General features: G+C 59.0%; 30 protein-coding genes. 17 read left to right on the top strand and 13 right to left on the bottom strand.

Annotated elements, in window-relative coordinates; genetic code table 11:
• Position 1 precedes the first annotated feature (1 nt).
• Positions 2–964 (bottom strand): MerR family transcriptional regulator, encoded by a 963-nt coding sequence (locus H8S56_RS07105; RefSeq protein WP_187518229.1) that lies wholly within the window; start codon positions 962–964, stop codon positions 2–4.
• 233 nt (positions 965–1,197) lie between these two features.
• Here H8S56_RS07105 and H8S56_RS07110 point away from each other — a divergent pair, with 233 nt between their 5' ends.
• The 6 genes from H8S56_RS07110 to H8S56_RS07135 all read left to right on the top strand — a co-directional run bounded on the left by H8S56_RS07110 (position 1,198) and on the right by H8S56_RS07135 (position 4,358).
• Positions 1,198–1,767 carry an antibiotic biosynthesis monooxygenase gene (locus H8S56_RS07110; protein ID WP_187518230.1) on the top strand — a complete coding sequence of 190 codons (570 nt, stop codon included), beginning with the start codon at positions 1,198–1,200 and terminating at the stop codon, positions 1,765–1,767.
• A gap of 255 nt (positions 1,768–2,022) precedes the next feature.
• Positions 2,023–2,727, top strand: a complete 705-nt coding sequence (gene folM / locus H8S56_RS07115) for a dihydromonapterin reductase (protein ID WP_167525021.1) — start codon at positions 2,023–2,025, stop codon at positions 2,725–2,727.
• A gap of 21 nt (positions 2,728–2,748) precedes the next feature.
• A complete protein-coding gene (gene folE / locus H8S56_RS07120) occupies positions 2,749–3,312 on the top strand; it encodes a GTP cyclohydrolase I FolE (RefSeq protein ID WP_024688637.1) in 564 nt (187 codons plus the stop codon).
• Positions 3,312–3,683 carry a dihydroneopterin triphosphate 2'-epimerase gene (folX, locus tag H8S56_RS07125; RefSeq protein WP_187518231.1) on the top strand — a complete coding sequence of 124 codons (372 nt, stop codon included), beginning with the start codon at positions 3,312–3,314 and terminating at the stop codon, positions 3,681–3,683. The genes folE and folX overlap by 1 nt, the downstream gene beginning before the upstream one ends.
• A 44-nt stretch (positions 3,684–3,727) precedes the next feature.
• A complete protein-coding gene (locus H8S56_RS07130) occupies positions 3,728–4,024 on the top strand; it encodes a DUF1244 domain-containing protein (RefSeq protein ID WP_024688639.1) in 297 nt (98 codons plus the stop codon).
• Complete coding sequence (locus H8S56_RS07135) at positions 4,017–4,358, top strand: HopJ type III effector protein (RefSeq protein ID WP_187518232.1); 342 nt, start codon at positions 4,017–4,019, stop codon at positions 4,356–4,358. Before H8S56_RS07130 ends, H8S56_RS07135 begins: the two co-directional genes overlap by 8 nt.
• Before the next feature lie 211 nt (positions 4,359–4,569).
• Here H8S56_RS07135 and trxB read toward each other — a convergent pair whose 3' ends face one another.
• Together trxB and H8S56_RS07145 are read right to left on the bottom strand one after the other, a co-directional pair.
• Complete coding sequence (gene trxB / locus H8S56_RS07140) at positions 4,570–5,532, bottom strand: thioredoxin-disulfide reductase (RefSeq protein WP_024689449.1); 963 nt, start codon at positions 5,530–5,532, stop codon at positions 4,570–4,572.
• 141 nt (positions 5,533–5,673) lie between these two features.
• Complete coding sequence (locus H8S56_RS07145) at positions 5,674–6,273, bottom strand: peroxiredoxin (protein WP_187518233.1); 600 nt, start codon at positions 6,271–6,273, stop codon at positions 5,674–5,676.
• 288 nt (positions 6,274–6,561) lie between these two features.
• On the opposite strand from H8S56_RS07145, the gene cysZ reads away from it, so the two are divergent.
• The 3 genes from cysZ to H8S56_RS07160 all read left to right on the top strand — a co-directional run bounded on the left by cysZ (position 6,562) and on the right by H8S56_RS07160 (position 8,993).
• Entirely contained in the window at positions 6,562–7,323 is a 762-nt protein-coding gene (gene cysZ / locus H8S56_RS07150) for a sulfate transporter CysZ (protein WP_235986752.1), read from the top strand.
• A gap of 174 nt (positions 7,324–7,497) precedes the next feature.
• Positions 7,498–7,848, top strand: a complete 351-nt coding sequence (locus H8S56_RS07155) for a hypothetical protein (RefSeq protein WP_187518234.1) — start codon at positions 7,498–7,500, stop codon at positions 7,846–7,848.
• 398 nt (positions 7,849–8,246) lie between these two features.
• A complete protein-coding gene (locus H8S56_RS07160) occupies positions 8,247–8,993 on the top strand; it encodes a hypothetical protein (RefSeq protein WP_187518235.1) in 747 nt (248 codons plus the stop codon).
• A gap of 44 nt (positions 8,994–9,037) precedes the next feature.
• Here the strand turns inward: H8S56_RS07160 and H8S56_RS07165 are convergent, their stop codons facing one another.
• Positions 9,038–9,460 (bottom strand): flagellar protein FlhE, encoded by a 423-nt coding sequence (locus H8S56_RS07165; protein ID WP_187518236.1) that lies wholly within the window; start codon positions 9,458–9,460, stop codon positions 9,038–9,040.
• Positions 9,461–9,782: 322 nt separating this feature from the next.
• Between H8S56_RS07165 and H8S56_RS07170 the strand changes: the two genes are divergently transcribed.
• On the top strand, positions 9,783–10,997 hold the full coding sequence (locus tag H8S56_RS07170) for a glycosyltransferase family 4 protein (RefSeq protein WP_187518237.1): 1,215 nt from the start codon (positions 9,783–9,785) through the stop codon (positions 10,995–10,997).
• On the opposite strand, the gene H8S56_RS07175 is transcribed toward H8S56_RS07170, so the two are convergent.
• The 3 genes from H8S56_RS07175 to H8S56_RS07185 form a co-directional block, all read right to left on the bottom strand.
• Positions 10,966–12,069: an NADH:flavin oxidoreductase gene (locus H8S56_RS07175; RefSeq protein ID WP_024696365.1), complete on the bottom strand. Its 1,104-nt coding sequence runs from the start codon at positions 12,067–12,069 to the stop codon at positions 10,966–10,968. The two genes, H8S56_RS07170 and H8S56_RS07175, sit on opposite strands and share 32 nt — an antisense overlap.
• 176 nt (positions 12,070–12,245) lie before the next feature.
• Positions 12,246–12,734 (bottom strand): glutathione peroxidase, encoded by a 489-nt coding sequence (locus H8S56_RS07180; RefSeq protein ID WP_024689455.1) that lies wholly within the window; start codon positions 12,732–12,734, stop codon positions 12,246–12,248.
• Positions 12,735–12,864: 130 nt separating this feature from the next.
• Positions 12,865–13,350 carry an FKBP-type peptidyl-prolyl cis-trans isomerase gene (locus H8S56_RS07185; RefSeq protein ID WP_024689456.1) on the bottom strand — a complete coding sequence of 162 codons (486 nt, stop codon included), beginning with the start codon at positions 13,348–13,350 and terminating at the stop codon, positions 12,865–12,867.
• 13 nt (positions 13,351–13,363) lie between these two features.
• Between H8S56_RS07185 and H8S56_RS07190 the strand changes: the two genes are divergently transcribed.
• The 3 genes from H8S56_RS07190 (at position 13,364) to H8S56_RS07200 (ending at position 16,801) form a co-directional block, all read left to right on the top strand.
• Positions 13,364–13,669, top strand: coding sequence for a DUF3565 domain-containing protein (locus H8S56_RS07190; RefSeq protein WP_187518238.1), 306 nt, complete (start codon positions 13,364–13,366; stop codon positions 13,667–13,669).
• Between the two features lie 78 nt (positions 13,670–13,747).
• Positions 13,748–15,838 (top strand): phosphate acetyltransferase, encoded by a 2,091-nt coding sequence (gene pta, locus H8S56_RS07195; protein WP_024689457.1) that lies wholly within the window; start codon positions 13,748–13,750, stop codon positions 15,836–15,838.
• A 63-nt stretch (positions 15,839–15,901) separates the two neighbouring features.
• The gene (locus H8S56_RS07200; protein WP_187518239.1) at positions 15,902–16,801 is read left to right on the top strand and encodes an acyltransferase; all 900 of its coding nucleotides are present in this window, start codon (positions 15,902–15,904) and stop codon (positions 16,799–16,801) included.
• A 93-nt stretch (positions 16,802–16,894) separates the two neighbouring features.
• Here H8S56_RS07200 and H8S56_RS07205 read toward each other — a convergent pair whose 3' ends face one another.
• From H8S56_RS07205 to rutR, 6 genes are all read right to left on the bottom strand, one after another.
• Positions 16,895–17,602: an OmpA family protein gene (locus tag H8S56_RS07205; protein WP_187518240.1), complete on the bottom strand. Its 708-nt coding sequence runs from the start codon at positions 17,600–17,602 to the stop codon at positions 16,895–16,897.
• A gap of 97 nt (positions 17,603–17,699) precedes the next feature.
• Positions 17,700–18,626, bottom strand: coding sequence for an ABC transporter permease (locus H8S56_RS07210; protein WP_024696368.1), 927 nt, complete (start codon positions 18,624–18,626; stop codon positions 17,700–17,702).
• Positions 18,626–19,741 carry an ABC transporter permease gene (locus H8S56_RS07215; protein WP_024696369.1) on the bottom strand — a complete coding sequence of 372 codons (1,116 nt, stop codon included), beginning with the start codon at positions 19,739–19,741 and terminating at the stop codon, positions 18,626–18,628. Before H8S56_RS07215 ends, H8S56_RS07210 begins: the two co-directional genes overlap by 1 nt.
• The gene (locus H8S56_RS07220) at positions 19,734–21,248 is read right to left on the bottom strand and encodes an ABC transporter ATP-binding protein (RefSeq protein WP_187518241.1); all 1,515 of its coding nucleotides are present in this window, start codon (positions 21,246–21,248) and stop codon (positions 19,734–19,736) included. The genes H8S56_RS07215 and H8S56_RS07220 overlap by 8 nt, the downstream gene beginning before the upstream one ends.
• Entirely contained in the window at positions 21,245–22,336 is a 1,092-nt protein-coding gene (locus H8S56_RS07225; RefSeq protein WP_024689463.1) for a BMP family ABC transporter substrate-binding protein, read from the bottom strand. The genes H8S56_RS07220 and H8S56_RS07225 overlap by 4 nt, the downstream gene beginning before the upstream one ends.
• A gap of 473 nt (positions 22,337–22,809) precedes the next feature.
• Positions 22,810–23,514 carry a pyrimidine utilization regulatory protein R gene (rutR, locus tag H8S56_RS07230; RefSeq protein WP_024684787.1) on the bottom strand — a complete coding sequence of 235 codons (705 nt, stop codon included), beginning with the start codon at positions 23,512–23,514 and terminating at the stop codon, positions 22,810–22,812.
• 307 nt (positions 23,515–23,821) lie between these two features.
• On the opposite strand from rutR, the gene rutA reads away from it, so the two are divergent.
• From rutA to rutD, 4 genes are read left to right on the top strand one after another with little or no spacing between them, the layout of a single operon-like run.
• A complete protein-coding gene (rutA, locus tag H8S56_RS07235; protein ID WP_024684788.1) occupies positions 23,822–24,904 on the top strand; it encodes a pyrimidine utilization protein A in 1,083 nt (360 codons plus the stop codon).
• Positions 24,904–25,644 carry a pyrimidine utilization protein B gene (gene rutB, locus H8S56_RS07240; protein WP_187518242.1) on the top strand — a complete coding sequence of 247 codons (741 nt, stop codon included), beginning with the start codon at positions 24,904–24,906 and terminating at the stop codon, positions 25,642–25,644. The genes rutA and rutB overlap by 1 nt, the downstream gene beginning before the upstream one ends.
• A gap of 10 nt (positions 25,645–25,654) precedes the next feature.
• Positions 25,655–26,038 carry a pyrimidine utilization protein C gene (gene rutC, locus H8S56_RS07245; protein WP_002552194.1) on the top strand — a complete coding sequence of 128 codons (384 nt, stop codon included), beginning with the start codon at positions 25,655–25,657 and terminating at the stop codon, positions 26,036–26,038.
• A gap of 42 nt (positions 26,039–26,080) precedes the next feature.
• A complete protein-coding gene (gene rutD, locus H8S56_RS07250; RefSeq protein WP_187518243.1) occupies positions 26,081–26,860 on the top strand; it encodes a pyrimidine utilization protein D in 780 nt (259 codons plus the stop codon).
• The last annotated feature ends 2 nt before the right edge of the window (positions 26,861–26,862 follow it).

The raw sequence follows: 26,862 nt of genomic DNA on the forward strand, positions 1-26,862 counted from the left end.
CTTATGTGTCCATCACACCGGCCATGAACCGCCTCAACTGTTGCCGCATGGAATGACCGTCACTGCCCAGACAGCCAATGACGGACCCTGCGAGCTCTTCGCCCGCAAGATGCGCCGCTTCGCCAGCCAGTAACACCGGGCAGTCGATCGCCAGCGCCAGTCGAATCAGACGCGCGGGAAATCCTGTGGCCGGCGGGCTATTGGAAAACAGCACGAGCGCTGCTGGCTTGATCCTGTTGCACACCAGGCCAAGCTCCTCGAAAGGCTGGCCGACAGGCAATACCCGAACGCTGTGCCCGGAACTGCCCATCAGCAATCCCGCCACCCATAACTCAAGCGCCCAGCCCTGTTCGGGCAGGCCGGCAAGTAGCACACAGGACGTACCTGGCTCGATTGCCATCTGCAAACGTTGCTGAACACGGCTCTGCAGGAATGCGTCGAGGAACAGCCATTCACTGGTACACCCGAACGTATCCTTATCCAGCAGCAGGTCGCGCCAGATCGGCATGAGAATGTCTTCGAACACCACCGTCAACGAGCAGGTGGAAAACACCTGCCCATACACCTGCTCAAGTCGATGCTCATCGAACCGTCCGATGGCTTCACGCAACATCGCCTGCCAACGGGCCCGGTCGGTTAGCGATATCGGGTCGAGTGACGTATCGGACTGAACAGGGGCGTTCTCGGTACGCGCCAGCATCCTGCTCACTTTGCTGACCGCAACGCCGCGCTCTGTCCAGGCCAGGATACGACGCACGGTCTCGATATCCGACGACGAATAAAGACGATGCCCACTTGCAGTGCGCGTGGGCTGAATCAACCCATAGCGACGCTCCCAGGCACGCAGCGTGACCGGGTTGATGCCCGTCAGCCGGGCAACTTCACGAATGGGAAACAGCTCTTTGTATTTGAAATCGGGGTCGGGATCCTTTCCGACAATACTGTCATGGGTGGAATGGCTCATACCGATCGTCACTTATTAGCGTGCCCCACATTGTAAACAGCCTCATCGAGAGGTCTATTTCGGCAACCTTAAGGTCTGAGTCCCGTGACCTGTCATAAAGTTCTACTTGTTTTAACGGGATTCGGGAATAATCCTTGCTTGCTTCTGACTGAAGCTGACGCGGCCCACCACCCCGGTGCCCTGTCATGTGACCTCCCTATCCGGGAATCTCACGCCTCTACCGGAGATACACAATGTCTACCTCACCCGTCACGCTGATGGTCGCGCGCCGTGTTGCCCATGGCCGCTATCAAGAGTTGATCGCCTGGCTGCATGAGGGCGAACAACTGGCTACCGACTTTCCCGGCTACCTCGGCTCCGGCGTGCTGGCTCCTCCGCCGGGAGACGATGAATTCCAGATTATCTTCCGCTTTGCCGACGAGCAGACCATGCACACCTGGGAGCATTCCGCGTCGCGACGCTCCTGGCTGGTGCGCGGCAGTGGTCTCTTTGCCCAACCCTCAGAGCATCGAGTGAGCGGCATAGACGGATGGTTCGGAACTGCCGATCAACGCCCGCCACGCTGGAAACAGGCCGTCGCGATATGGCTTGCCTTCTTCCCGGTGTCGTTGATCTTCAACTTTCTGCTGGGCCCACTGCTCAATCATCTTGATCTGCTGCCACGCATCATGATCAGCACAGCCGTGCTGACGCCGCTGATGGTGTACCTGTTCATCCCGCTGTCCACACGCCTGCTCGCCCGCTGGCTGCAGAACTCGCCAGCCCCGGCTGCACGCAGAACGCACTCCGCCTCCTCCCGATAACCGCGACAAGACCTGTACAGGATTCACAAATCGGTACAGGTCCTGCCACGTCGCAAAAACCGATCAAACCCTTATTTTCGCCCGGCAGACGCGCCATTCGCACAATGAGCGGCAGTCTTGTGGCAATCAGGGTTGTACAAAAAAATTCTCTGGTATAAGTTTACCGTCAGTCTGGACAACATTTTGAAGCAGGTTGTTTTCCGACTGGATTGCAGATGCCCTCTCACCAACCCGATGCGTGAACTGCCGATGGACATTTCTTCTGCCCCGATCCTGATCACCGGCGCCAGCCAGCGTGTGGGTCTGCATTGCGCACAGCGTCTACTGGAGCAAGGGCAGCCGGTCATCATCAGCTACCGCAGCGAGCGGCCGAGTGTCGATGAGCTGCGTCGGGCAGGCGCTGTCGCCCTCAAGGGTGATTTCGCGACCGAAGCGGGCATCATGGCGTTTATCGCCGAGCTGAAAAACCATACCGACCGTCTGCGTGCCATCGTGCACAACGCTTCCGAATGGCTGACGGAAACGCCAGGCGAGGAAGCGGAACAATTTGCCCGCATGTTCAGCGTACACATGCTTGCGCCTTATCTGATCAACCTGCACTGCGCGCCGTTGCTGCACGCCAGCGAGGTGGCCGACATCGTTCACATCAGCGACGACGTCACGCGCAAAGGCAGCAGCAAGCACATCGCGTATTGCGCCAGCAAGGCAGGCCTGGAAAGCCTGACACTGTCATTCGCCGCTCGGCTCGCGCCGCGCATCAAGGTCAATGGCATTGCTCCGGCACTGCTGATGTTCCAACCCAAGGACGACGCAGCATATCGCGCCAAAGCCCTCGCCAAGTCGGCGCTGGGCATAGAGCCTGGTGCAGAAGTGATCTACCAGAGCCTGCGCTACCTTCTGGACAGCACTTATGTCACCGGCACAACACTGACCGTAAACGGCGGACGGCACGTCAAGTAGGCCGCCCCGAGGATCAATCTGATGAGTTTATCCCTGCCACAGCATTATCGAGACATTCTGGTCGGCCTCGGTGAAGATCCGGATCGCGAAGGTCTTCTGGACACACCAAAGCGCGCCGCCAAGGCGATGCAGTACCTGTGTCATGGCTACACCCAGAGCGTTGAAGAAATCGTCAACGGCGCCCTGTTCGCGTCAGACAACGATGAAATGGTCATCGTCCAGAACATCGAGCTGTACTCGTTGTGCGAACACCACCTGCTGCCCTTCATCGGCAAGGCCCACGTCGCTTACATTCCGACCGGCAAGGTGGTGGGTCTGTCCAAGATCGCACGCATCGTGGACATGTTCGCCCGGCGCCTGCAGATTCAGGAGAACCTGACGCGCCAGATCGCCGAGGCGATCCGGGACGTGACCGGTGCGTCCGGCGTGGCTGTTGTGATCGAGGCCAAGCACATGTGCATGATGATGCGCGGTGTCGAAAAGCAGAACTCGACCATGAACACTTCGGTCATGCTGGGTGCTTTTCGCGAATCGAGCACGACGCGCATGGAGTTCCTGCAACTGATCGGAAGGAGCAAAGAGTAATGGCACGCCTGGAACCCGGCACCGCACGCATTCGCGTCAAGGACCTGCGCCTGCGCACCTTCATTGGCATCAATGAAGACGAGATCCTCAACAAGCAGGACGTGTTGATCAACCTGACGATTCTGTATGCAGCTCAGGAAGCGGTCCGCGACAACGATATCGAACACGCGCTCAACTACCGCACTATCACCAAGGCGATCATTCAGCATGTGGAAGGCAATCGCTTTGCATTGCTGGAAAGATTGACCCAGGAAGTGCTCGATCTGGTGATGACCCATCAGGCCGTGACGTACGCTGAAGTGGAAGTCGACAAGCCGCATGCGCTGCGTTTTGCCGAGTCAGTCTCGATCACGCTCGCCGGTCAACGCTGAAACTCTTATCATGACGCGACTTTACTGACTGAAAAGAGCCCGTCATGACCGAGCAAGAACGCCTCGAACTCGAAGCCGCCGCCTTTCGCCGACTGGTCGCGCATCTGGACAGCCGCAAGGATGTCCAGAACATCGACTTGATGAACCTGTCCGGCTTCTGCCGCAACTGCCTGTCCAAATGGTACAAGGCCGCCGCAGACGAAAAACACATCGACATCAGCCTCGATGACGCCCGTGAAGTGGTCTACGGCATGCCGTACAGCGAGTGGAAAGCTCACTACCAGAAAGAAGCCAGCGCCGAGCAACAGGCTGCCTTCAGTAAGGAACCCAAGCATGACTGACCTGAACACCCTGCGCACACAGCTGCGCAGCGGCGAACACGCTTTCGCTGACACCCTGGCTTTCATCGCCGATACGTATGACTACCAGCCACAAGCATTCCGTAATGGCGACGTCGACAACGCATCGGGCCAGAACGAAGGCTCGTGCAAGACCCTGGGCATGGCCCTGCTGGAAGGCCTGAGCGACGAAGAAGCGTTACTCGCATTCGGCGAACACTACCGTTCGGTAGTCGCTACGCCAGAGGGCAGCGACCACGGCAACATTCGCGCCCTGATCAAGCACGGCCTGGCAGGCGTGAAGTTCGAAGGTGAACCGCTGAAACGTAAAGGCTGAAACAGCCGGCTACTCCGCGACAGGCCCATGGGCATATCACGCGTGCCTCTTCGCGGACAAGTCCGCTCCCACGATTACACTCAGCCCGTAGGAGTGGACTTGTCCACGAAGGCTTACGACAGGGCAGTGGAGCAACCTGTTGTGTCGTACAGCGAGTGAAGCCCACAAAAAACCGGCACAAGGCCGGTTTTTTTACACCTGAAAAACGCAATCAGAACGAGGCGTTCGCCAGTCCGTCCAGATAACGTTCCACGTCCAGTGCAGCCATGCAGCCCGCGCCGGCAGAGGTGATCGCCTGACGGTAGACGTGGTCAGCCACATCGCCCGCTGCGAATACGCCCTCGACGCTGGTCGCAGTGGCGTTGCCTTCACGGCCGCCCTGCACAACCATGTAGCCGTCCTTCAACGCCAGCTGGCCGTCGAACAGCGACGTGTTCGGGGTGTGGCCGATGGCAATGAACACGCCGTCAACTTTCAGTTCGCTGGTGCTGCCGTCGTTGTTTTTCAGGCGAGCGCCGGTCACGCCCATGTTATCGCCCAGCACTTCATCCAGCGTAGCGTTGAGCTTGAGCTCGATCTTGCCTTCGGCGACGCGTGCATGCAGCTTATCGATCAGGATCTTCTCGGCACGGAACGTCTCACGGCGGTGAACCAGTGTCACCTTGCTCGCGATGTTGGCCAGGTACAGCGCCTCTTCCACAGCCGTGTTACCACCCCCGACAACAGCCACTTCACGATTGCGGTAGAAGAAGCCGTCGCACGTGGCACAGGCAGACACGCCCTTGCCCATGAACGCTTCTTCCGATGGCAGGCCCAGGTAACGGGCGCTGGCACCGGTCGCGATGATCAACGCGTCGCAGGTGTAGGTTGCGCTGTCGCCCTGCAGGCTGAATGGCTTGCCGGCCAGATCGACCGAGTTAATGTGATCGAACACGATCTCGGTCTCGAAACGCTCGGCGTGCTCACGCATGCGTTCCATCAGGACCGGACCGGTCAGGCCATGGGGGTCGCCCGGCCAGTTATCGACTTCAGTGGTCGTGGTCAGCTGACCGCCAGCCTGCATGCCGGTGATGAGCAGCGGCTTGAGGTTGGCGCGTGCGGCGTACACCGCAGCGCTGTAACCGGCAGGGCCGGAACCGAGAATGATCACTCGGGAATGACGTACGTCTGACATGACACACTCCTATCGACCGACCGTTTACGCCGCGGTCGGAACGGCTGGATAAGTAAGGATGGCTGAGAAATCCGAGACCGCTCAGCCGTCCTGAGAATTCTGCTGCGACGATCCGACCGTCAGCCGGATCGGCACAATCAGTTACAGGCTCTTGGCGTTGGATGCCAGATAGTCGGCAACGCCCCGGGCGTCAGCCTTCATCCCTTTCTGGCCTGGACGCCAGCCTGCAGGGCAGACTTCGCCGTGCTCTTCAGTGAACTGCAGCGCTTCGACCAGGCGCACCATGTCGTCCACGTCACGGCCCAGCGGCAGGTTATTCACCACCTGGTGCTGAACAACGCCAGCCTTGTCGATCAGGAAGGAGGCGCGCAGTGCCACACCGTCATCGTGCTCGATGCCGTAGGCGCGGGTGATCTCGTGTTTGACGTCAGCCACCATGGTGAACTCGACCTCGCCGATGCCGCCTTTTTCTACCGGAGTGTTGCGCCACGCGAAGTGGGTGAATTGCGAATCGATGGAAACGCCAACCACTTCAACACCCAGATCGCGAAACCTGGCGATACGGTTGTTATGGGCAATGATTTCCGAAGGGCAGACAAACGTGAAGTCCAGCGGCCAGAAGAACAAGACCACGTATTTGCCGCGCAGGGAGGACAGCTTGAAGCTATCGACGATGGAACCGTCACCCAATACTGCTGCTGCGTCGAAATCCGGGGCTAGCTTGTTGACCAGTACGCTCATTGATAACTCCATGAAAATTGAAAGGACAGGTCCTGAAATTGCTGACAAGCCTATCGGGGTGGGAAAGAGTAAGGAAATATCGTTTCACAATCCACCTCATAGGTCACTTCTATAGAACGCCACCCGCGTGCCCATACCATTTATAAGGCTGTTGCCAGACGACTCCATCTATCGATCACGGTTGGGACGGCGAGTCGGACGGCGCTGACCAAAAACCCTTGCAAGCGGCTCTTTCACCGCTATCGCAAAGCCGGTAAGGTCACGCCTTTCCAGCTTTCGGAGGCTGCCATGCCCGCTCCCGCCCTCACCGGCCCGCAATACCTCAGCGAAGGCCTGAAACTGGTCCTCAGCCCAGGGCTGCGTCTGTTCGTCCTGCTGCCATTGAGCATCAACCTGGTGCTGTTCTGCGCAGTGATTTACCTGGCAATCCACCAGTTTGAAATCTGGGTCGATGCCTTCATGCCTACGCTTCCACACTGGCTCAGTTTTCTCAGTTACATCCTTTGGCCATTGTTCGTGGCGCTGGTACTGCTGATGGTGTTCTTCACCTTCACCATGATCGCCAATATCATCGCCGCGCCCTTCAACGGATTTCTGTCGGAAAAGGTCGAAGCCGTGGTGCGCGGCGTTGACGAGTCCCCAGCCTTCAGTTGGGCCGAGCTGGTTGCCATGGTGCCGCGCACCCTGGCGCGTGAAGCCCGCAAGCTGGGCTACATGCTGCCACGTATGCTGGGGCTGTTCGTCCTGTCCTTCATCCCGGTCGTCAACATCATTGCCGCGCCGCTGTGGCTGCTGTTCGGGGTGTGGATGATGGCGATCCAGTACATCGATTACCCCGCCGACAACCACAAGCTGGGCTGGAACGAAATGCTTGCCTGGCTCAAGAGCAAACGTTGGCAGAGCCTGAGCTTCGGCGGCATCGTGTACGTTGCGCTGCTGATTCCGGTGGTCAACCTGCTGATGATGCCCGCAGCGGTAGCAGGTGCGACGTTATTCTGGGTGCGCGAGCGCGGTGCTGACGCGTTGCCGACATCCGTAGCCCGGACCTGAGGCTCAGGTGGAAATGCCGGGCGTCCTGCCCGGCAAGCAAATAACTGAAGACAACAACTATGTATGTCACTTCACTGCCGCTCTAGCGGTTTAATAAGGCCTCACCCCATCCGTTCATGTGAAGCCATACTCTGGAAAGCATGACACACATGAACTTAACAAGGACGTTAAATCATGAATACCCAAAACCAACCGAATGTCATCGCGAAGCAAAACAACGCCGAAGAAATCAAGGAAATGATCCGGGCGTTTCTGGTCAACGAACTGGCCAAATGGTCGGTCGACCCCGATAAACTCTACATCAATGCCGTCAACAATCAGGAAGAGCGGCTGGTGATTTTCTCCAAATCCATCAGCCAGGAAGCCTGGGACTGCGTCTATGAAAATGATGCGGGCTTTGTCCTCTCGCCAAGCGTCGGCCTTTTCAGCGAAGCCTATTCCTTCGCTGACGAACATCGCGTTGCCGAGCCAGACCTGGAAACGGTCTATCGACTGATCCAACAACTGGTCGCTGACCTGGGTTAACCGATTCTGCTTTCTGACCGCAGGATCTGCCGCTGAAAATGGATCATGCCGGGCACAGTCCCAGACTTGCCCGGCATGACCATGCCAATCAACCGAGGGGCATGGCATTTCAGCAGAGGCCTACCGCTGTGCATTCAGCGACGAACCTACCGATAATTGAAGCCTCTTTTTTGTCGCTCACCGGTGCGGTGTTTCCCTGAAATCTTCATGCGTCGGCAACCATTCACCTTGAACGGCAATTTTTTGTCTCCCCTCAAAATGCCACGGTGTAGGAAGTGTATGTAGGACTAAAAAATATATAACCGAATTTACTCGGCGAACTTCTGTAGGACCTGAAAAATCCAGAAAACTGGCATTCGACTTGCTCTACCTGTTTCAACTAACAGGAGAGCACTGCCATGGAAATAGACACCTCTACAGCCACTTCCCGGCTGAGCCAAACACGTCAGTCAGCCGCACTGGAGAAAACGCTGCACCCTCGTTCAGGCTCATTTGCTCAGGTATTGAAAGGGGTTGAATCATCAAATGCCCGCACCCCCATACCGCCTGCGTCCGCGACATTGAATCGCCTCACTCAACCGCGCTCTTCAGTGTTTATGCAGAACATGAGTCTGGAGCAGCGCAGGTCTGCGGTTGAAGAAAAAGGGTTTTCGGCCAGGCCTGCGGCGCTGGAGAGAGTCTCTGCCTCTGTGACGGCTCAGGCAGCGCGGTCAAAGGAAGCGCATCCCAGCAACTTTCAATTGTTGAAGCAGGTACAGCCCAACACGGGATACCGGATTTCTCCATCAGTCTTTGATAGTGAACGATCAAATGGTAAAGCTCAAAAAGAACAGATGCTTGAAGAGGCAAAAACAGGACCAAAACATGTAAAAAACATGATTGATCACCTCATGAAAAACACGCTAACCTTTGAGTTAATTGACATTGCAGACTATCCGATTATTCGATACGCCGTAACGGGCGAACCGGTCACCAAAGAATCCAGTACATACTTTTCCACTACCCTCACCTCGCTACTGGAGCAAAGAAAGCAGCTTTATACAATAGAAAAAAGCAGACAAACTACTGACATGAATATTCTGGAGAAACTACTGAATCTCAACGACCAACTGCCTGATCGATTCAAGAAAATGGCGAACTGGTAAACCATATCCCGTCTTGATTTCCTTCAAGACGGGATAATGATTTTTTACCAACTTACAGTGATGCTACCCGACTGCCCTGCAACAGGCACTCGTCCCGCTCCGCTAATTCTAAGCGTGTACATAAAGGGACGATCCGCAAGTTGAAGATTGAACGCTGCGCTCGAACCCTGCCTCTGTCGAGAAATATTCACGCACGTGCTTGGCACCTGACACAAATAAACCTCCATGCCCCTCGGCCACCCTGTGACATTCCAGTTCCAGCTGACATTTTTAATCACCGCACCCGGTGGCACACCTCTGCCAACAGGCAAATCCGCCTTGTATAAATAGTCTTTTGAATGAATCACCGGCAACCTCACCGACGATTGATAACTGCCCGCTGTCGTGGTTCCTGAAAAAACGCAAAGCGCCAATGCAATCCCTGCGGCCGAGCGAATACGCTTCGACTTTTTAAAGTCAAACTTCATGTCTTCAATCCTTGAGTCATGTCTATACACAGTTGCCAGGACACTGCCGGACGACTGTATGGATGAACGGATATAAATCCGACAACCCGACGTTACTCAAAAGATCAATAAAACAACCTTAAATAAATACCGCAAACTACTTAGAGAAAAAACCCACACCGTCAAAGGCAAAAAGTTAACGCGATGTAGTCCTGCCCATAAACGGTCTTGAACAGGACAGGCCGAATCCCGTATCCACAATTGGTCCCCCCTTTGGCAACCGATCACAAATCCATCACATACCCGCCACATAACCGACACGTCTTCAGCCGACACTCTTCTCATGAGCCAATCCTTGCATGTCACCCTTATCACCGAGACCTTCACGCCCGAGATCAATGGCGTCGCCAACACGCTGGGGCGGCTGTGTGACGGCTTGCGTTTGCGCGGACACAAGGTCGAGTTGATCCGTCCGCGTCAGAGTGAAGAAGCGGTGTCGGGAGCGGCCGATGACCTGATGCTGTGTCGGGGCTGGCCGATTCCGGGCTATCCGGGGTTGCAGTGGGGGCAGTCGTCGATGCACAAGTTGCTGCGTCGCTGGCAGCGCAAACGCCCTGATGTGCTCTACATCGCCACGGAAGGGCCGCTGGGGTTATCGGCGTTGCGTGCGGCCAGGCGCTTGGGGATCGCAGTGATCAGCGGTTTCCACACTAACTTCCCGCAGTACACGCAGCAATACGGCATGGGGTTCATCACGCGCCTGCTCACGCATTACCTGCGCTGGTTTCACAATCGTTCACGCGTCACGCTGGTGCCCAGCGTCAGTCAGAAGGTGGAACTGGAGCGGCGGGGTTTCGAGCGGATCGAACTGCTGTCGCGCGGCGTGGACAGCCAATTGTTCACGCCCTCCAGACGTTCACAGGCGCTGCGCGAAAGCTGGGGGCTGAACCCGGGTGACATCGGGGTGATTCATGTCGGCAGGCTCGCACCGGAAAAGAATCTGGGGCTGCTCAAGGCCAGCTTCGAGGCCTTGAGGGCCAGTTATCCCCAACGCACTCTCAAGTTGATTATCGTGGGCGACGGTCCGCAGCGTGCCGTGCTCGAACAACAGCTTTCCGAGGCCATCTTCTGCGGCACACAGCGCGGCGAGACGCTGGCGACTCACTACGCATCGGGCGACCTGTTTCTGTTTCCAAGCCTGACTGAAACCTTTGGCAACGTAGTGCTCGAAGCACTGGCTTCAGGTCTGGGCGTGGTGGCTTATGACGAAGCCGCCGCCGGGCAACACATTCGCCATGGCCATAACGGCGCGCTAGCCATGCCTGGCGATGAAGCCGCGTTTATCGACGCGGCGCACTGGCTGCTGGAAGACAGCGAAACCCTGCGCCGCGTGCGCTTGAACGCCAGACAACATGCCAGCAGGCAAGGATGGACGACGATCATCGATCAGTTCGAGCGACAACTGCTGCAGGCCTGCCAGCCTCAGAAACCTGTCGCCGAGGTCGGGAAGCCCAAGCGTCAACCCGTCAGACCAGCGTCGTCAGCGCCTCTCGACTGAATGGCAGAATGTCCTGCTCGCGCCCCTCGCGCACTTTTACCGCCCACTCCGGGTCAACCAGCAGCGCACGCCCGACCGCCACCAGATCGAACTCTTCGTTCCCCAGCCGCTCCAGCAGGTTTTCAAGGCTGGCCGGCTGGGCGACCTTATCGGTGTTGACCATGAATTGCAGAAACTCGCCATCCAGCCCGACACTGCCCACGGTGATGGTTGGTTTGCCGGTCAGCTTGCGCGTCCAGCCTGCCAGATTAAGCTCGGAACCTTCGAACTCAGGTTCCCAGAAGCGTCGGGTGGAGCAGTGAAAGATATCCACACCCGCATCCGACAGTGGCTGAAGGAATTCACCGAGTGCTTGCGGGGTTTGAACCAGACGCGCGGTGTAATCCTGCTGCTTCCATTGTGAGAAACGAAAGATGATCGGGTAGCCCGGTCCGACCGCCGCACGCACCGCCTCGATCAACTCGATGGCAAAGCGCGAGCGATTGGCCAGGCTGCCGCCGTACTCGTCGGTGCGCTGGTTGCTGCCTTCCCAGAAGAACTGGTCAATCAGGTAACCATGAGCGCCATGGATTTCCACACCATCCATACCGATGGCCTTGGCGTCAGCGGCCGCCTGGGCAAAGGCAGCGACGACGTCATCGATGTCTTGTTTACTCATGCCATGCACGAGCACCTGCCCATCCTTGGACTTTTCCATGGGTCCATAGGCAGGCACGCTGCCGTCGGGCTCCGTACCGAGACGCCGAACCGCGCCCACATGCCAGAGCTGCGGAGCGATCTTGCCGCCTTCGGCGTGCACGGCATCGACCACGTTCTTCCAGCCCGCCAGCGGTGCCTCACCGAAGAACTGCGGAACATTGGGGTAGCCGTTGGAGGCCTTGTGATTCACCGTCGTACCTTCAGTGATGATCAGCCCGACGCCTGCAGCAGCGCGACGTCGGTAGTATTCGATCACCTTCGAATTTGGCACATGGCCTGGCGAAAAAGAGCGCGTCATCGGCGCCATGACCACACGAGACGATAATTCCAGGCTGCCCAGTTGAAAGGGTGTGAACAAGGCTTTTACCGGCATGCGCGGGTCTCCAGTGAGGATGGGGTATCGGCGATTCGGCGCGGATGCCGAATCAAAGGCGCAGCATAGGGCGCACTGCGAGCGCAGGCCCAGTACTATTGATTTGACTGATTTTGATCTAAAAGCCGCGTGGGCGAGAGGGTGGCCAACGCCTTGCAGGCCACCCGGGCGGACAATCAACTCAGGCCAAGGGCCTTTTCGATGGCCTGAATGACAGTAGCGTCATCAGGCAGCGTGCGCGGCGAGAAACGCGCGATCACTTCCCCGCTTTTACGAACCAGGAATTTTTCGAAGTTCCAGGTGATGTCACCCGGAAACTCGGCCCCCTCGCCCGCCAGCAGGCGATACAGCGGGTGACGTTGCGGCCCGTTGACCTCCAGCTTTTCGCCCAGAGGAAAGGTCACGCCGTAGTTGAGCTCGCAGAACTCGGCGATTTCTTTTTCGCTCCCCGGCTCCTGACCTGCAAACTGATTGCACGGCAGACCGAGAATCGTCAGGCCCTTGTCCTTGTATCGCTGGTACAGGTTCTCAAGCGCTGCGTATTGCGGCGTGAGCCCGCATTTTGACGCCACGTTGACGACCAGAACCACGTTGTTCTTGAAATCCGCCAGTGAAAGCTCATGGCCATCCAGCGCCTTCAGCTTGATATCGTGAAAAGCACTCATGAAGAACCCCCTTGAAGCCCGAACGCTGCGCAAGAACCGGAAAAGGCGCAATGACCGCACGCGTAACGAAAGTCGTCATCGCAGAACAGCCAGAGCGCCTTTGTCAGTGACCTGAGCTTAGCAGCACAAATCAGTGATGATGGCCGCCTTCGCCATGAACGTGGCCATGAGCTACTTCTTCTTCGCTGGCATCACGGACGTTAACGATTTTTACGTCGAAATTCAGACGCTGACCGGCCAGTGGATGGTTGCCGTCGACAGTAACGTCATCGCCATCCAGGTCGCGAATGGTCACGATCTGCATGCTGCCGTCGGGGCCGGATGCGTGGAACTGCATGCCGACCTGAAGCTCATCGACGCCTTCGAACATGCTGCGGCTCAGGGTGCTGACCAGCTCGGCGGAGTATTCACCGTAGGCATCTTCCGGCTCGATGGCGACTTTCAGTTCGTCACCGACGTCCTTGCCTTCGAGGGCTTTTTCCAGGCCCGGGATGATGTTGCCGGCACCTTGCAGGTAAACCAGCGGCGCGCCGCCAGCGGAGCTGTCGATGACCTCACCAGCGTCGTTGGTCAGGGTATAGTCAATGGAGACAGCCTTATTGGCGGCGATCGGCATGGGGACAAGACCTTTGCTTAAGATTGAAGAACGAGCAAGTTTAACCAAGCCATCGCCCGAAAGCGAACGCAACTCTGACAGACGGGCCCAATTGGAAAATTCAACGGTTGTCGATTTCAGGCAGGATGAGGACCGGCACTGGGTTGCGGTACTGTCCTGCGGGCATACGCAGCACCTTCGCCATCAGCCACCCTGGCAATCGCGCGCCTGGGTTCTGGACCCTGTTCGACGCCAACAGAAAATAGGTCAGGGCTTTCACTGCGGCTGGTGTGCGAAAGCCCCGGATAACGATAGTCTTGGCAAAGAGGATCCGCGTTAGACGGGTCCCGGTCTTTTTTTGCGGTTGTCGGCTGTTCACCTTCGCCGAAACCCTTGCACTGCTCAATCGAGAAACCCTATGCAGACGTTTTTCATCGCCCCCACAGACTTTGGCGTGGGGTTGACCTCCATCAGCCTTGGCCTTGTGCGCACTCTGGAGCGCGCAGGCCTCAAGGTCGGCTTCTTCAAGCCCATTGCGCAGCCGCATCCCGGCGACCTGGGGCCGGAACGCTCCACCGAATTGATGGCCCGCACTCACGGCCTCAAGCCACCCAAGCCCCTTGGCCTGGCGCATGTCGAGCGCATGCTGGGTGACGGCCAGCTCGATGAGTTGCTCGAAGAAATCATCAGCCTTTACCAGCAGGCAGCCGTCGGCAAGGACGTGCTGGTGGTCGAAGGCATGGTGCCGACGCGCAGCGCAAGCTACGCCGCACGGGTCAATCTGCACCTGGCCAAGAGCCTGGATGCCGAAGTCATTCTGGTCTCCGCGCCGGAAAATGAAGTGTTGACCGAACTGTCCGGGCGGGTCGAATTGCAGGCGCAACTGTTCGGCGGCCCCAAGGACCCGAAGGTGCTGGGCGTGATTCTCAACAAAGTGCGCACCGACGAAAGCATGGAAGTCTTTGCCGCACGCCTCAAAGAGCATTCGCCGCTGCTGCGCAATGGCGACTTCCGCTTGCTGGGCTGCATTCCTTATCAAGCCGAACTCAACGCGCCGCGCACCCGTGACGTCGCCGAGTTACTGGGCGCGCAAGTGCTCAATGCAGGTGATTACGATCAACGCCGCATGTCGCGGATCATCATCTGTGCGCGGACCGTGCTCAACACGGTGCCTCTGCTCAAGCCGGGGGTGCTGGTGGTCACGCCGGGCGACCGCGACGACATCATTCTGGCGGTCAGTCTGGCGGCCATGAACGGCGTGCCGCTGGCGGGGCTGCTGCTGACCAGCGATACCGTGCCCGACCCGCGCATCATGGAGCTGTGCCGAGGCGCGTTGCAGGCAGGCTTGCCGGTGCTGTCGGTGAGCACCGGTTCCTACGACACGGCCAACCGCCTTAACCAGCTGAACAAGGAAATCCCCATCGATGACCGCGAACGCGCGGAAATCATCACCGACTTCGTCGCTAGCCATCTGGACGCCAAATGGCTGCATCAGCGTTGCGGTACGCCGCGCGAACTGCGTTTGTCGCCTGCGGTGTTCCGCTATCAGTTGATTCAGCGTGCGCAATCGGCCAACAAACGCATCGTGCTACCGGAAGGCAACGAGCCACTGACCATTCAGGCGGCCGCGATCTGTCAGGCGCGCGGCATTGCGCGCTGCGTGCTGCTGGCAAAGCCCGAAGAGGTGCAGGCCATCGCACAGGCCCACGGCATCGAGCTGCCGCCAGGTCTGGAGATTCTGGACCCGGACCTGATTCGCGAGCGCTATGTCGCGCCGATGGTGGAGCTGCGCAAGAGCAAAAGCCTGAACGCGCCCATGGCCGAGCAGCAGCTTGAAGACCCGGTGGTGATCGGTACCGTGATGCTGGCGCTGGACGAGGTCGACGGACTGGTGTCGGGCGTCGTTCACTCCACGGCCAACACCATCCGCCCGGCCCTGCAACTGATCAAGACCGCGCCGGGCTGCACGCTGGTGTCATCGGTGTTCTTCATGCTCTTTCCCGAGCAGGTGCTGGTCTATGGCGACTGCATCATGAACCCGCACCCGAGCGCCAGCGAACTGGCCGAGATCGCCCTGCAAAGCGCTGATTCCGCCATCGCGTTCGGTATTTCGCCTCGCGTGGCGATGATCAGCTATTCGAGTGGCAACTCGGCCAGCGGTGAAGAGGTCGAGAAAGTCCGCGAAGCCACGCAACTGGCGCGTGAAACCCAGCGTGATCTATTGATCGACGGGCCGCTGCAGTATGATGCGGCCGCCAACGAGCACGTCGCTCGGCAACTGGCACCTGACAGCCCGGTCGCTGGACGCGCCAATGTGTTCGTGTTCCCGGACCTGAACACGGGTAACACCACGTACAAAGCGGTGCAGCGCAGTGCTGACTGCGTGAGCCTGGGGCCGATGCTGCAAGGGCTGCGCAAGCCGGTCAACGACCTGCCACGCGGCGCTCAGGTCGACGACATCGTTTACACCATTGCGTTGACTGCCATTCAGGCCGACACACTGGCCTGATACACACTCAGGTGCCGCAGGCGATTCTGCGGCATCCCATCACTCTGCGGAGCTTTATCCTTCATGGATTTCCTGCCTGCCCCATTGCGCGGCGTCATTGCCTCGCTGCTGTTGGCGCTGAACACCATCGTCTGCTGCACGGTGCTGTTCGTGGTCACGATCTTCAAGATCTGCCTGCCTTTCTCTGCTGCCCAACGCCTCACCGACGGGATGATGAGCCATATTCAGGAAACCTGGATCGGCAACAACAACGCGTGGATCAAAGTGCTGTGCAACACCCGCTGGCACCTGACGGGCCTGGAAGGGCTGGATTACAAGCACTCGTATCTGGTAACCAGCAACCACCAGAGCTGGGTCGACATCATGGTGTTGCAGTACGTCTTGAACCGCCGAATCCGCCCGTTGAAGTTCTTCCTCAAGCAGGAATTGATCTGGGTCCCTGTGATCGGTCTGGCGTGGTGGGCATTGGGCTTTCCGTTCATGAAGCGCTATTCCAAGGCGTACCTGGCCAAGCACCCGGAGAAGAAAGGCAAGGACCTGGAAACCACCCGCCGCACCTGCGCGAAATTTCGCCACAACCCGGTGGGAATCTTCAACTTCGCAGAAGGAACGCGCTTTACGCCGGGCAAACATGCCGAGCAGAACTCACCGTTCCGCTATTTGCTGAAACCCAAAGCGGGCGGCATTGCCTTCGTACTGGACGCGATGGGCGAGCAACTGGAATCAATCATCAACGTGACGATTCATTACCCCGCCGGCCGGCCAGGCTACTGGGACCTGCTGTGCGGCAGAGTGAAAGACGTGGTCGCTCACTTTGAAGAGATCAGCATCCCGCCGCAGTTCGTGGGTAAGAATTATGATCAGGACGGTGAATATCGCCTGGAATTCCAGCAGTGGATCAATTCACTGTGGGAAGAGAAAGACCAGTTGCTGGAGCGGATGCACGAGCAGTATCGCGGGTAACGTGTCTACGAATGGTATTTCAGAAAGGGACGCGGCGCGTCCCGTGCGGCAAACCCACGCAGAGCGTGGGTTTGGCCATCACATCAGGCGAGCTTACTGCTGATACTGCTGATATTGCTGACCCGGAATCGGCTTGAGGTTGACCTCGACGCGACGGTTCTGGGCGCGGCCGTTGGCGTCGGCGTTGCTGGCGATCGGCTGGTCGGGGCCTGCACCGCGTACCGACAGGTGTGAGGGATCGACACCTTGCGAGGTCAGGTAGGTTGCAACACTCTGCGCGCGCTGTTGCGACAGGTCCATGTTGTGTTGACGCCCGCCGGTGCTGTCGGTGTAGCCGATGATTTCAATGTTGCTCTGATTGAATTGCTTGAGCGAATTCCCCAGGTTGTTGAGCGGCGAATAGAAGCTGCTGGCGATGGCCGACGAGTCGGTAGCAAAGGTGATGTTGCCCGGCATGATCAGCTTGATCTGATCACCCTGACGCTGCACCTCGACACCGGTATTGGCCATGCTTGCACGCAGCGCCGCTTCCTGTTTGTCTGCGTAGTAGCCGTAACCTGCCGAGGCAGCGCCCACCACGGCAGCGCCGATCAATGCGCCCTTGCCGCGGCTATTATGGTCGATGGCGGCGCCCGCAAGGGCACCGGCCAGCGCACCCAGTCCACCGTATTTGGCGGTCTTGTTCATGCCGCCGGAGCTTTGAGCCTGACCCTGATTGTCATAGGGATTGGACGACGTCGCACAGCCAGACAGCAGGGCTACGGCGGTGGCGACAATAATCAAACGACGCGAGGTGAACATTCAGATGCTCCTGGGTTGGACTGACGCTGATGACCGATTAGAGCATGGCCCCTGTCAAAAATTCCTTAACCCGGCCTGAACCGTCGGCGTCGCACGGTCAGCGTCGCTCCTCGCGAATATACGGTTCGCCCAGCGCACCTGGCTGACTGGACGATTGGCGTTTGCCGGCTGCCACCCAGACCATGACCAGCAAGGTCACCGCATACGGCGTCATCAGCACGAAATACTGCGGCAGTTTCACGCCAGTGGCGGCCAGTTGTGGAATCAGTGCTTCGATCCCTCCGAACAACAAGGCGCCGGCCAAGGCGCGCCAAGGCGACCAGCGCGCAAAGATCACCAGGGAAACAGCGATCCAGCCGCGCCCGCCGGTCATGTCGGCGATCCACATTTTGGTGCTGAGCACCGCGATGAAGCCGCCCGCCAGGCCCATCAGGGCCGAGCCCGCAACGATGGCCGCCAGCCGATAGCCCAGCACCGAAATACCCGCCGCATCGGCCGCCTGAGGGTTTTCGCCCACGGCACGCAAACGCAGGCCAGTGCGCGTGCGTTCCAGCAGCCAGACCACGGCGATGAAAATCAACACCGTCAGGTACACCAGCGGATTCTGGATGAACACTTTGCCCACCACAGGCAGCTCTGACAGTGGCCACACTTCCACGGCCTGCAAGCCGCTCACTGGACGGTTGGTCCAGCCCAGCACGGTGCCCAGCAACCCGGTCAGGCCCTGACAGAAGAACACCAGCGCCAACCCCGCGATTACCTGATTAATGCGCAGCACCAGCACCATCAAGGCAAACAACAACGACACCGCACCCGCCGCTGCCATCGACGCCAGTAAGGAAATACCGGGCGAGCCGACACTCAGTTGCATGCCGATGCCCGCCAGCGCACCGACCAGCATCATGCCTTCGACACCCAGTGCCAGTACGCCGCTGCGTTCAATCAGGATCAGGCCCAGCGCGGCAAGCGCAAAGGGCACGGCGAAATCCGGGGCGCTGCCCAGCCAGTGAGAAAGAAGATCCATCAGCGTGCTCCTGCCTGAATACGCCGCAGGCGATGGCGGATGAAAAAGTCGGATGAGGCCACACAGATCACCAGAATCGCCTGGATCAGTTGCACCATCGAAAACGGGATCTGGTAGAACACCTGCAGGTTACGCCCCGCCACGAACAGCATGGCGATCAGCAGCGCCACAAGGGTCGCCGCCACGGGATTGTTACGCGCCAGAAACGCGATGAGAATCCCGGAAAACCCGTAGCCCTGATAGAACGACTGGGTGAGGCGTCCCTCCTGCCCCGAGGTCACGACGAACCCTGCCAGCCCTGCCAGCGCCCCGGACAGCAGGACAGTGCCGATGATCATCTTGCGCACCGGCACGCCGACTGCGCCGGCTACTTTGGGGTTGGCATCGACGAAGCGCAGATAAAGACCGGCTCTGGAAATACCGATGAACCACAGGGTCAGCAGTGTGACCAGCAGCGCCAGAAGAATGGCCGCGTTATAGCCGGCAAACAGATCAGGCAGGCGTTCGAAACTGCGCAGTGCCGGTGAATACGGAAAGTTGTCCCGCGGGTCTTTCCAGCTTCCGTAAACCAGATGCAGCAGGAAGTTGGCGGCGATGTAGTTGAGCATGAGGGTCGAAATGATTTCGTTGACCTGCCATTTGAGCTTCAACAGGATCGGTCCCAGGCTCCAGAGCATCGCGCAGCCAATCGCCGCAGCCATCATCATGGGCAGACGCAGCACCTGCGGCCCCACGTCAAACAGTGAAATGGCCGTAGCCCCGATAGCCCCCCAGATCATCTGGCCTTCCAGCCCCAGGTTCCAGAACCTTGCCCGGAACGCCATACAGCCTGCCAGCCCGACCATGATCATGGGGGAGGCCTGAAACAGTACGGCCTTGAAGTTCTGTGCGTCGAATACCGTCTGCATGACGAACTCGTTGAGCAGTTCGCCTGCCGGAACGCCCGCCAGGATCAGTATCGCGGTACAGATCGCCAGCCCTACCAACAACGCCAGCGCAATGATCAGCGCCTGCAACGGCCAGCCGGTCTGCTGGCGGATTTCCAGCGTGTAGCGTCGCGACAACAAAGGGCTTCGCGGCGTACTGCCAGCGTGCAACACAGTCGATTCAGTCATGGCTCACCATCGCTTTGCCAATCGCCTGACGATCAGCGGGATGCTCGAACTCGGCGACGATACGCCCGCCGTTCATCACGCCGATCCGGTCAGACAGGGTCAGGACCTCGTCCAGGTCTTCGCTGATCACCAACACCGCTGCGCCTGCGTCACGCGCAGCGCGCAGCCGGTCGTGCACCGCCTGGGTGGCGCGAACGTCCAGGCCCCGGCTGGGACTGTGAACCAGCACCAATTGCGGGTCGCGACTGAATTCCCGCGCGATCACCAGTTTCTGGGCATTGCCACCCGACAACAGCGCAGCTTTCTGATCGAGCGAACGCACGCCCTGCACATCGAAATCCGTCACGGCCTGCTGCGCGTCCTGCTTCAAGCGGGTGTAACGCATGCGCCAGAACGAGCCGTACTGGCCGTCATGAATGTTGCCGATGCCAAAGTTTTCGGCCACCGACAGCGAACCGGCTAAAGCCGCGCCATAGCGATCCGCTGGAATCGACGCGATGCGCAACTGCCGCCGTTGCTCGGTCGATGCGCCGCGCAGATCGCCGAACTGCGCCAGATAAATCTCGCCTTCGGTGGGTTGCGGCAGGCCCATCAACGCATTGGCCAGTTCCGCCTGACCATTGCCGCCCACGCCTGCAATGCCGTAGATCTGCCCGGCACGCAGAGTCATGTTCACACCATTGAGCGCGCTGCTGCCTGCCACGCTGCGCAGGTCACGCACCTGCACACGAACCTCTCCAGGCGTCACCGGACTGCGCTCACTGACCGGTGCAGAATCGCCCACGGTCAATTGCACCAGTTGCTGAACGCTGACGGTGTGCGGATCAAGGGTCTTAATCGTGCGACCGCCACGCATCACGGTCACCCGATCGGCGTAGCGCTTCACGTCAGCCATCTTGTGCGTCACCAGAATCACGGCAGCACCCTGACGGGCAAATGCCTGCACCGTCGTCAGCAACCGTTCGGCCTCCTGATCGGTGAGCACTGCCGTGGGCTCATCGAGAATCAGAATCCGCGCACCGGCCAGCAGCACCTTGAGAATCTCAACACGCTGCTGCTCGGCCACCGACAAGCTGTCGACGCTGCGGGTCGGGTCAAGCACAAAGCCCAGTTCCTCAGCCTTGCTAACAATGTCCCGCTCAAGCGCCCGCAGACGCTTGCGATAACTACCCTCGCCCGGCTGCTCACGCAGCCCCAGCAGAATGTTCTGCGCCACGGTGAACGGTTTCACCAGCTTGAAATGCTGATGCACCATGCCGATCCGGTAGCGACTCGCGTCCTTTGGGCCTTGCAGCTGGACCAGGTTGTCGTCGATCAGCAGCGAACCGGTTTCCGGCGCATACAGCCCGGCGGCGATGTTCATCAGCGACGATTTGCCCGCACCGTTCTCGCCCAACAGCGCATGAACCTCGCCCCAGTGAGCCGTGAAGTCGGCGTCGATCAAGGCTTTGAAACCGTCGAATGACTTGCTGATACCGGTGAGTTGAAGCGCGTTGACCTGACTCATTGCTGGGTCATCACGCCTTCGACGAACCAGTCCATTTTCCACAGGTCCGGGTCGGACAGGTGCTGCCCGGCGGCGATCCTTTCCTTGCCGTCACGATCCGCCATCGGCCCGCTGTAGAGGATTTTGCGGCCCGCCAGCAGCTCGGCACGCTCGGCCTCGATCTTCTGCCGGTTGTCAGCCGAGATGATTGCGTCCTTGGTCAGGCTGATGTCAGTACCGCCCTGCTCCATCGACAGCAGCGCGCCATTGGCGGCAGGCGTCCAGTTGCCGGCCATGACTTTCTTGAGCTCAGGCCCCAGGAACCGTTCCCAGACCCAGACCGACGAACACACGGTGGCCTTGGGCGCGAACTCGCTGAGGTCGCGGTGGTGGCCGGTGCCGTGAATGCCGCGCTCCTGAGCGACGATCTGGGGTGTCGGGCTGTCGACATGCTGGCCGACCACATCCACGCCGTTGTCGATCAGCGCCATGGTGGCCGCGCGCTCTTTCACCGGGTCGTTCCAGGCACCGGTGTAGATGACCGTGACCGTTGCCTTCGGGTTGATCTGCTTCGCGCCCAGCTCGTAGGCGTTTATGGTCCAGTTGACCTGACCGAACGGGTTGGCGGCGACAAAGCCCAGCTTGCCGGTTTTCGACGCCGCACCTGCGGCCATGCCGCACAGGTACTGGCTTTCATAGGTGCGCCCGTAGAACGATTCCAGATTGGGCGCGTTGGTGGTGCCCGAACCGTTCAGAAAGGCTACGTCAGGGTATTTTTTGGCCAGCGTCAGGAAGGTGTCCGAGTAGCCGAAAGCGGTGCCGACGATGATGTTGGCGCCCCGTGCGATCAGGCGATCGACCACTGGCGTGATGGCCGCCGCATTTTCAGGAACGCTTTCCACGTACTGGATCTTGGTGTCCAGGTCCTTTTCCAGCTTCTGCCGGGCTTCGTCGAACGCTTGGGTCCAGCCTCCGTCATTGCGCGGACTGATGTACACCATGGCGATTTTCGCCGGGCCTTTGAGGGTCAATCCTTCTGCCTGGGCAAGGCTGCCCATCCCGAACGCAACAGCCGCACACAAAGTCCCGGGCAACAGTTTCTTGTACATAGACGTTTTCCTGAGGGTAATGGCCTGCAAGAACAGCGCGGGGCCGACCCTGCAGGCCATAGCAGCATCCATGCCACTGCAGAAAAGACGTTATGAAACAACGGACTGTAGAAAACAGCATGACCAAAACGGATCAGATGGTCCGATTCAGAGCACTTGGTTTGTGCAAAGTGACCGATCGCTGCTCAGCCGGGGTGCGTAAGGCAAACACCGGACTGTAGGAGGCTCCACCACGTCTTCGACGTAGCCCTGTCGCGCGGCAAACTCAGTGGGAGCGGACTTGTCCGCGAATACAGTATTTCAGCCACTGCCTATGCGTCGGATGTACTGGCCTTTTCGCGAACAAGTCCGCTCCCACAAAATCGCGTTTCTTCAGTGGTTTACAGGTTGCTTGATAAGAGGGGCTTGGTCTGGGCGGCAATCCGCCTCCCACACTGGAGATAGCGTGACTTCAGCGATCACCTTGAGATATCTCAAGCACCACGCGGCAGGATGCCGTCCAGAATCATGCTGCGCAGGCTCTCCAGCACCTCGTCAAAAAACGCGGGATCGTCCAGCGTTCTGCCAGTCACTGCCTCGACCTGCGTGCGAAAGTCTGCGTAATGCTGGGTGGTCGCCCACAACGAGAAAATCAGGTGATGAGGATTGATGGGCGCCAACTGTCCGCTGTCGATCCAGTGCTGGATCACCGCCACCTTGGCCTGCACTGTATCGCGCAACGGATGCTGCAACTCACCCTGAATCAGCGGCGCGCCCTGCATCACTTCCATGCAGAACAGGCGAGACTCGGCCGGGTGATCGCGGGACATTTCCAGCTTGGCCTTCAGGTAGGCACCGATGGCCTGCTGCGGATCCTTGTCGGCGGTGAAATGCAGCAGCGGGCTGAGCCACACTTCCAGCAACTGGCGCAGCACGTTCAGGTACAGGTCGTCCTTGCTGCTGAAGTAATACAGCAGGTTGGTCTTGGACACATCCGCCAGGCTTGCCACTTGATCGAGGCTGCTGCCATACACGCCATAACGGGAAAAGATTTCCAGCGCGGCATCGAGAATCACGCTGCGCTTGCCTTCCATAAGACGCATGCGGCGCTTGAGGGCGGACGCACTGGGTTCGCGGGTCGCCTTGACTGCCTTCTCGGGTTTGACCTTGCGCACGCGCTTGACCGCGGGCTCTGTCACGGGAGGTTTCTTGTTCACACACGTCAACCAGTGATGCCGAAATGAGCTGGCATCTTAACGGGCGGGCACACTTTGTCGACATCAATACGAAATGAATCGCGCATTTACGCGCCAAATGCCCCATCACCGTGCGCACTGCACAAACCAAGTGCTCTGATCCAGACCAAATGGTCCGAATTAACGCCTGTTATTTTCTAAGCTTTTGAATAAAAACAACAAAACAAAGCTGGCCCGCTTCATGCAAATTCGATTTCAAGTGCCGCCGTTGTCCCTGGGGCACGCATCGACTATCGCAGAGAGGCCTCATATGGATATCGGTATCTTCATCCCCATCGGCAATAACGGCTGGTTGATTTCAAGCAATGCACCGCAATACATGCCGACCTTCGAACTCAACAAACAGATCGTGCAAAAGGCTGAGGGCTACGGGTTCGACTTCGCGCTATCCATGATCAAACTGCGCGGTTTCGGCGGCAAAACGCAGTTCTGGGAGCACAACCTGGAGTCCTTCACCCTCATGGCGGGGCTTGCCGCCGTGACCAGCAAGATTCAGCTGTTCGCCACCGTTGCGACCCTCACCATTCCGCCCGCGATTGCTGCACGAATGGCCTCGACCATCGACTCGATTTCCAACGGCCGTTTCGGCATCAATCTGGTCACCGGCTGGCAGAAGCCGGAGTATGAACAAATGGGCCTATGGCCCGGCGACGAATTCTTCCATACCCGCTACGAGTACCTGGCCGAATACGCCCAGGTGTTACGCGATCTGTGGGCCACGGGCAGCAGTGACTTCAAGGGCGAGCATTTCAGCATGCAGGACTGCCGCGTCAGTCCGCGTCCGCAAGCCGACATGAAGCTGATCTGCGCCGGGCAAAGTGAAGCTGGCATGGCATTCTCGGCACAGTACGCCGACTACAACTTCTGCTTCGGCAAGGGCGTGAACACCCCGACGGCCTTCGCGCCCACCGCACAGAAACTGATCGAGGCCAACGAAAAGACCGGGCGCAATGTCACCTCCTGCGTGCTGTTCATGATCATTGCCGACGACACCGACGAAGCCGCTCGGGCGCGTTGGGAGCACATCAAGGAAGGTGCCGACGAGGAAGCCATCGCCTGGCTGAGCGACAAGGGCTCGGCCGACAAGAGCGCAGGCTCGAACCTGCGGCAGATGGCCGACCCGACCTCGGCGGTCAATATCAACATGGGCACGCTGGTGGGCTCATGGGCCAACGTGGCACGCATGCTCGATGAGGTGGCCAGCGTTCCCGGCACCCAGGGCGTGATGCTGACCTTCGATGATTTCGTGAAAGGCGTCGAGGATTTTGGCCAGAAAATTCAGCCACTGATGAACAGCCGCCGTCACATCGCACAGCTCAAGGAGGTGGTGTGATGAATGCCCCGGCAACGATTGCTGGCGTGGATCTGCCCCTTGATCTGCAGCCAGCACGCGAGCTGCCCGCACGCCCCGAAAACCTGCGCATGAAAGCAGGCGAGACAGCGCTGGTGGTGGTCGACATGCAGAACGCCTACGCCTCGCTCGGCGGCTACCTGGACCTGGCCGGGTTCGATGTCAGCAGCACGGGGCCGGTGATCGCCAATATCAAGAAGGCCTGCGCCGCGGCGCGTGCGGCAGGCATCCCGGTGATCTTTTTCCAGAACGGCTGGGACCCGGACTACGTGGAAGCCGGTGGCCCAGGCTCACCGAACTGGCATAAGTCCAACGCGCTGAAAACCATGCGCAAGCGCCCCGAACTCGAAGGTCAGTTACTGGCCAAGGGCGGCTGGGACTATCAATTGGTCGACGAGCTGAAACCTGAGCCCGGCGACATCGTGGTGCCGAAGATCCGCTACAGCGGCTTCTTCAATTCCAGCTTTGACAGCGTGCTGCGCAGCCGGGGCATTCGTAACCTGGTGTTTACCGGGATCGCCACCAACGTCTGCGTCGAGTCGACCTTGCGCGACGGTTTTCACCTGGAATATTTCGGCGTGGTACTGGCCGACGCCACGCATCAGGCAGGCCCTGAATTCGCTCAACAGGCCGCCCTGTTCAACATCGAAACCTTCTTCGGCTGGGTCTCCAGCGTCGAGGACTTTTGCAGCACTTTCAGCCCGGTCGGGCAACCTTCGTGAGGACGTACGCATGACCAAGAAAGCGATCATTCCTGCTGGCACCACCAAGCCTATCGCACCGTTCGTACCGGGCTCGATGGCCGATGGCGTGCTCTATGTGTCAGGCACCCTGCCCTTCGACAAGGACAACAACGTGGTGCACGTCGGCGACGCCACCGCCCAGACCCGTCACGTGCTGGAGACCATCAAAAGCGTGGTCGAGACCGCAGGCGGGACCATGGATGACGTGACCTTCAACATGATCATGATTCGTGACTGGGCCGATTACGCCAAGGTCAACGAAGTCTATGCCGAGTACTTCGCAGGCGAAAAGCCGGCGCGCTATTGCATTCAGTGTGGCCTGGTGAAACCTGAAGCCCTGATCGAAATCGCCAGCATCGCCCATATCGGCTGAACCTCGACCGTGGGCGCTCGCCGCCCACCTGGAGCGCCCTGCATGTTCCATGAACTTCATGCTTCGCAAAAAGCCGGTGCACCGACGCTGGTGCTCAGCTCGGGGCTCGGCGGCTCCGGTCGATACTGGAGCGACGATTTGCCCATCCTGACCCGGGATTACCAGGTGCTGATCTACAATCACGCCGGGACAGGACGCAGTCCGGCCGTGCTGCCGCCCGACTACTCGATTCGGCATATGGCGCTCGAACTGCTGGGTCTGCTCGACTCGCTCGATATTCAACACTGCCATTTCATGGGCCATGCGCTGGGCGGGCTGGTCGGCCTGGAGCTGTCGCTGTTACGCCCGCAAATGCTCGACAGCCAGGTGCTGATCAACGCCTGGAGCAGCCCGAATCCGCACAGCGCCCGCTGTTTTTCGGTGCGCAAAAAACTGTTGTTGAACAGCGGACCTGAAGCCTATGTGCAAGCCCAGGCGCTGTTTCTGTACCCCGCCGACTGGATCGCAGCCAACACCACGCGACTGGCCAGCGACGAGGCACACGCATTGGCGCACTTCCCCGACACCGACAACCTGCTGCGGCGCATTCACGCACTGGAAAGCTTCGATATCGAGGCAAGCCTTGCGGACATACGCACACCGACACTGTTGATCGCCAACCGCGACGACATGCTGGTGCCGTGGCAGCAATCGCAGCACCTGACCGACACCTTGCCCAATGCCAGGCTGGTGCTTCTGGAATATGGCGGTCACGCCTCGAACATCACTGACCCACAACCCTTTCACCGAGCCCTGCTCGACTTTCTCAGCGCCCAGGCCTGAAG

The organism is Pseudomonas triticifolii, from assembly GCF_014358015.1.
GTDB lineage: Bacteria > Pseudomonadota > Gammaproteobacteria > Pseudomonadales > Pseudomonadaceae > Aquipseudomonas > Aquipseudomonas triticifolii.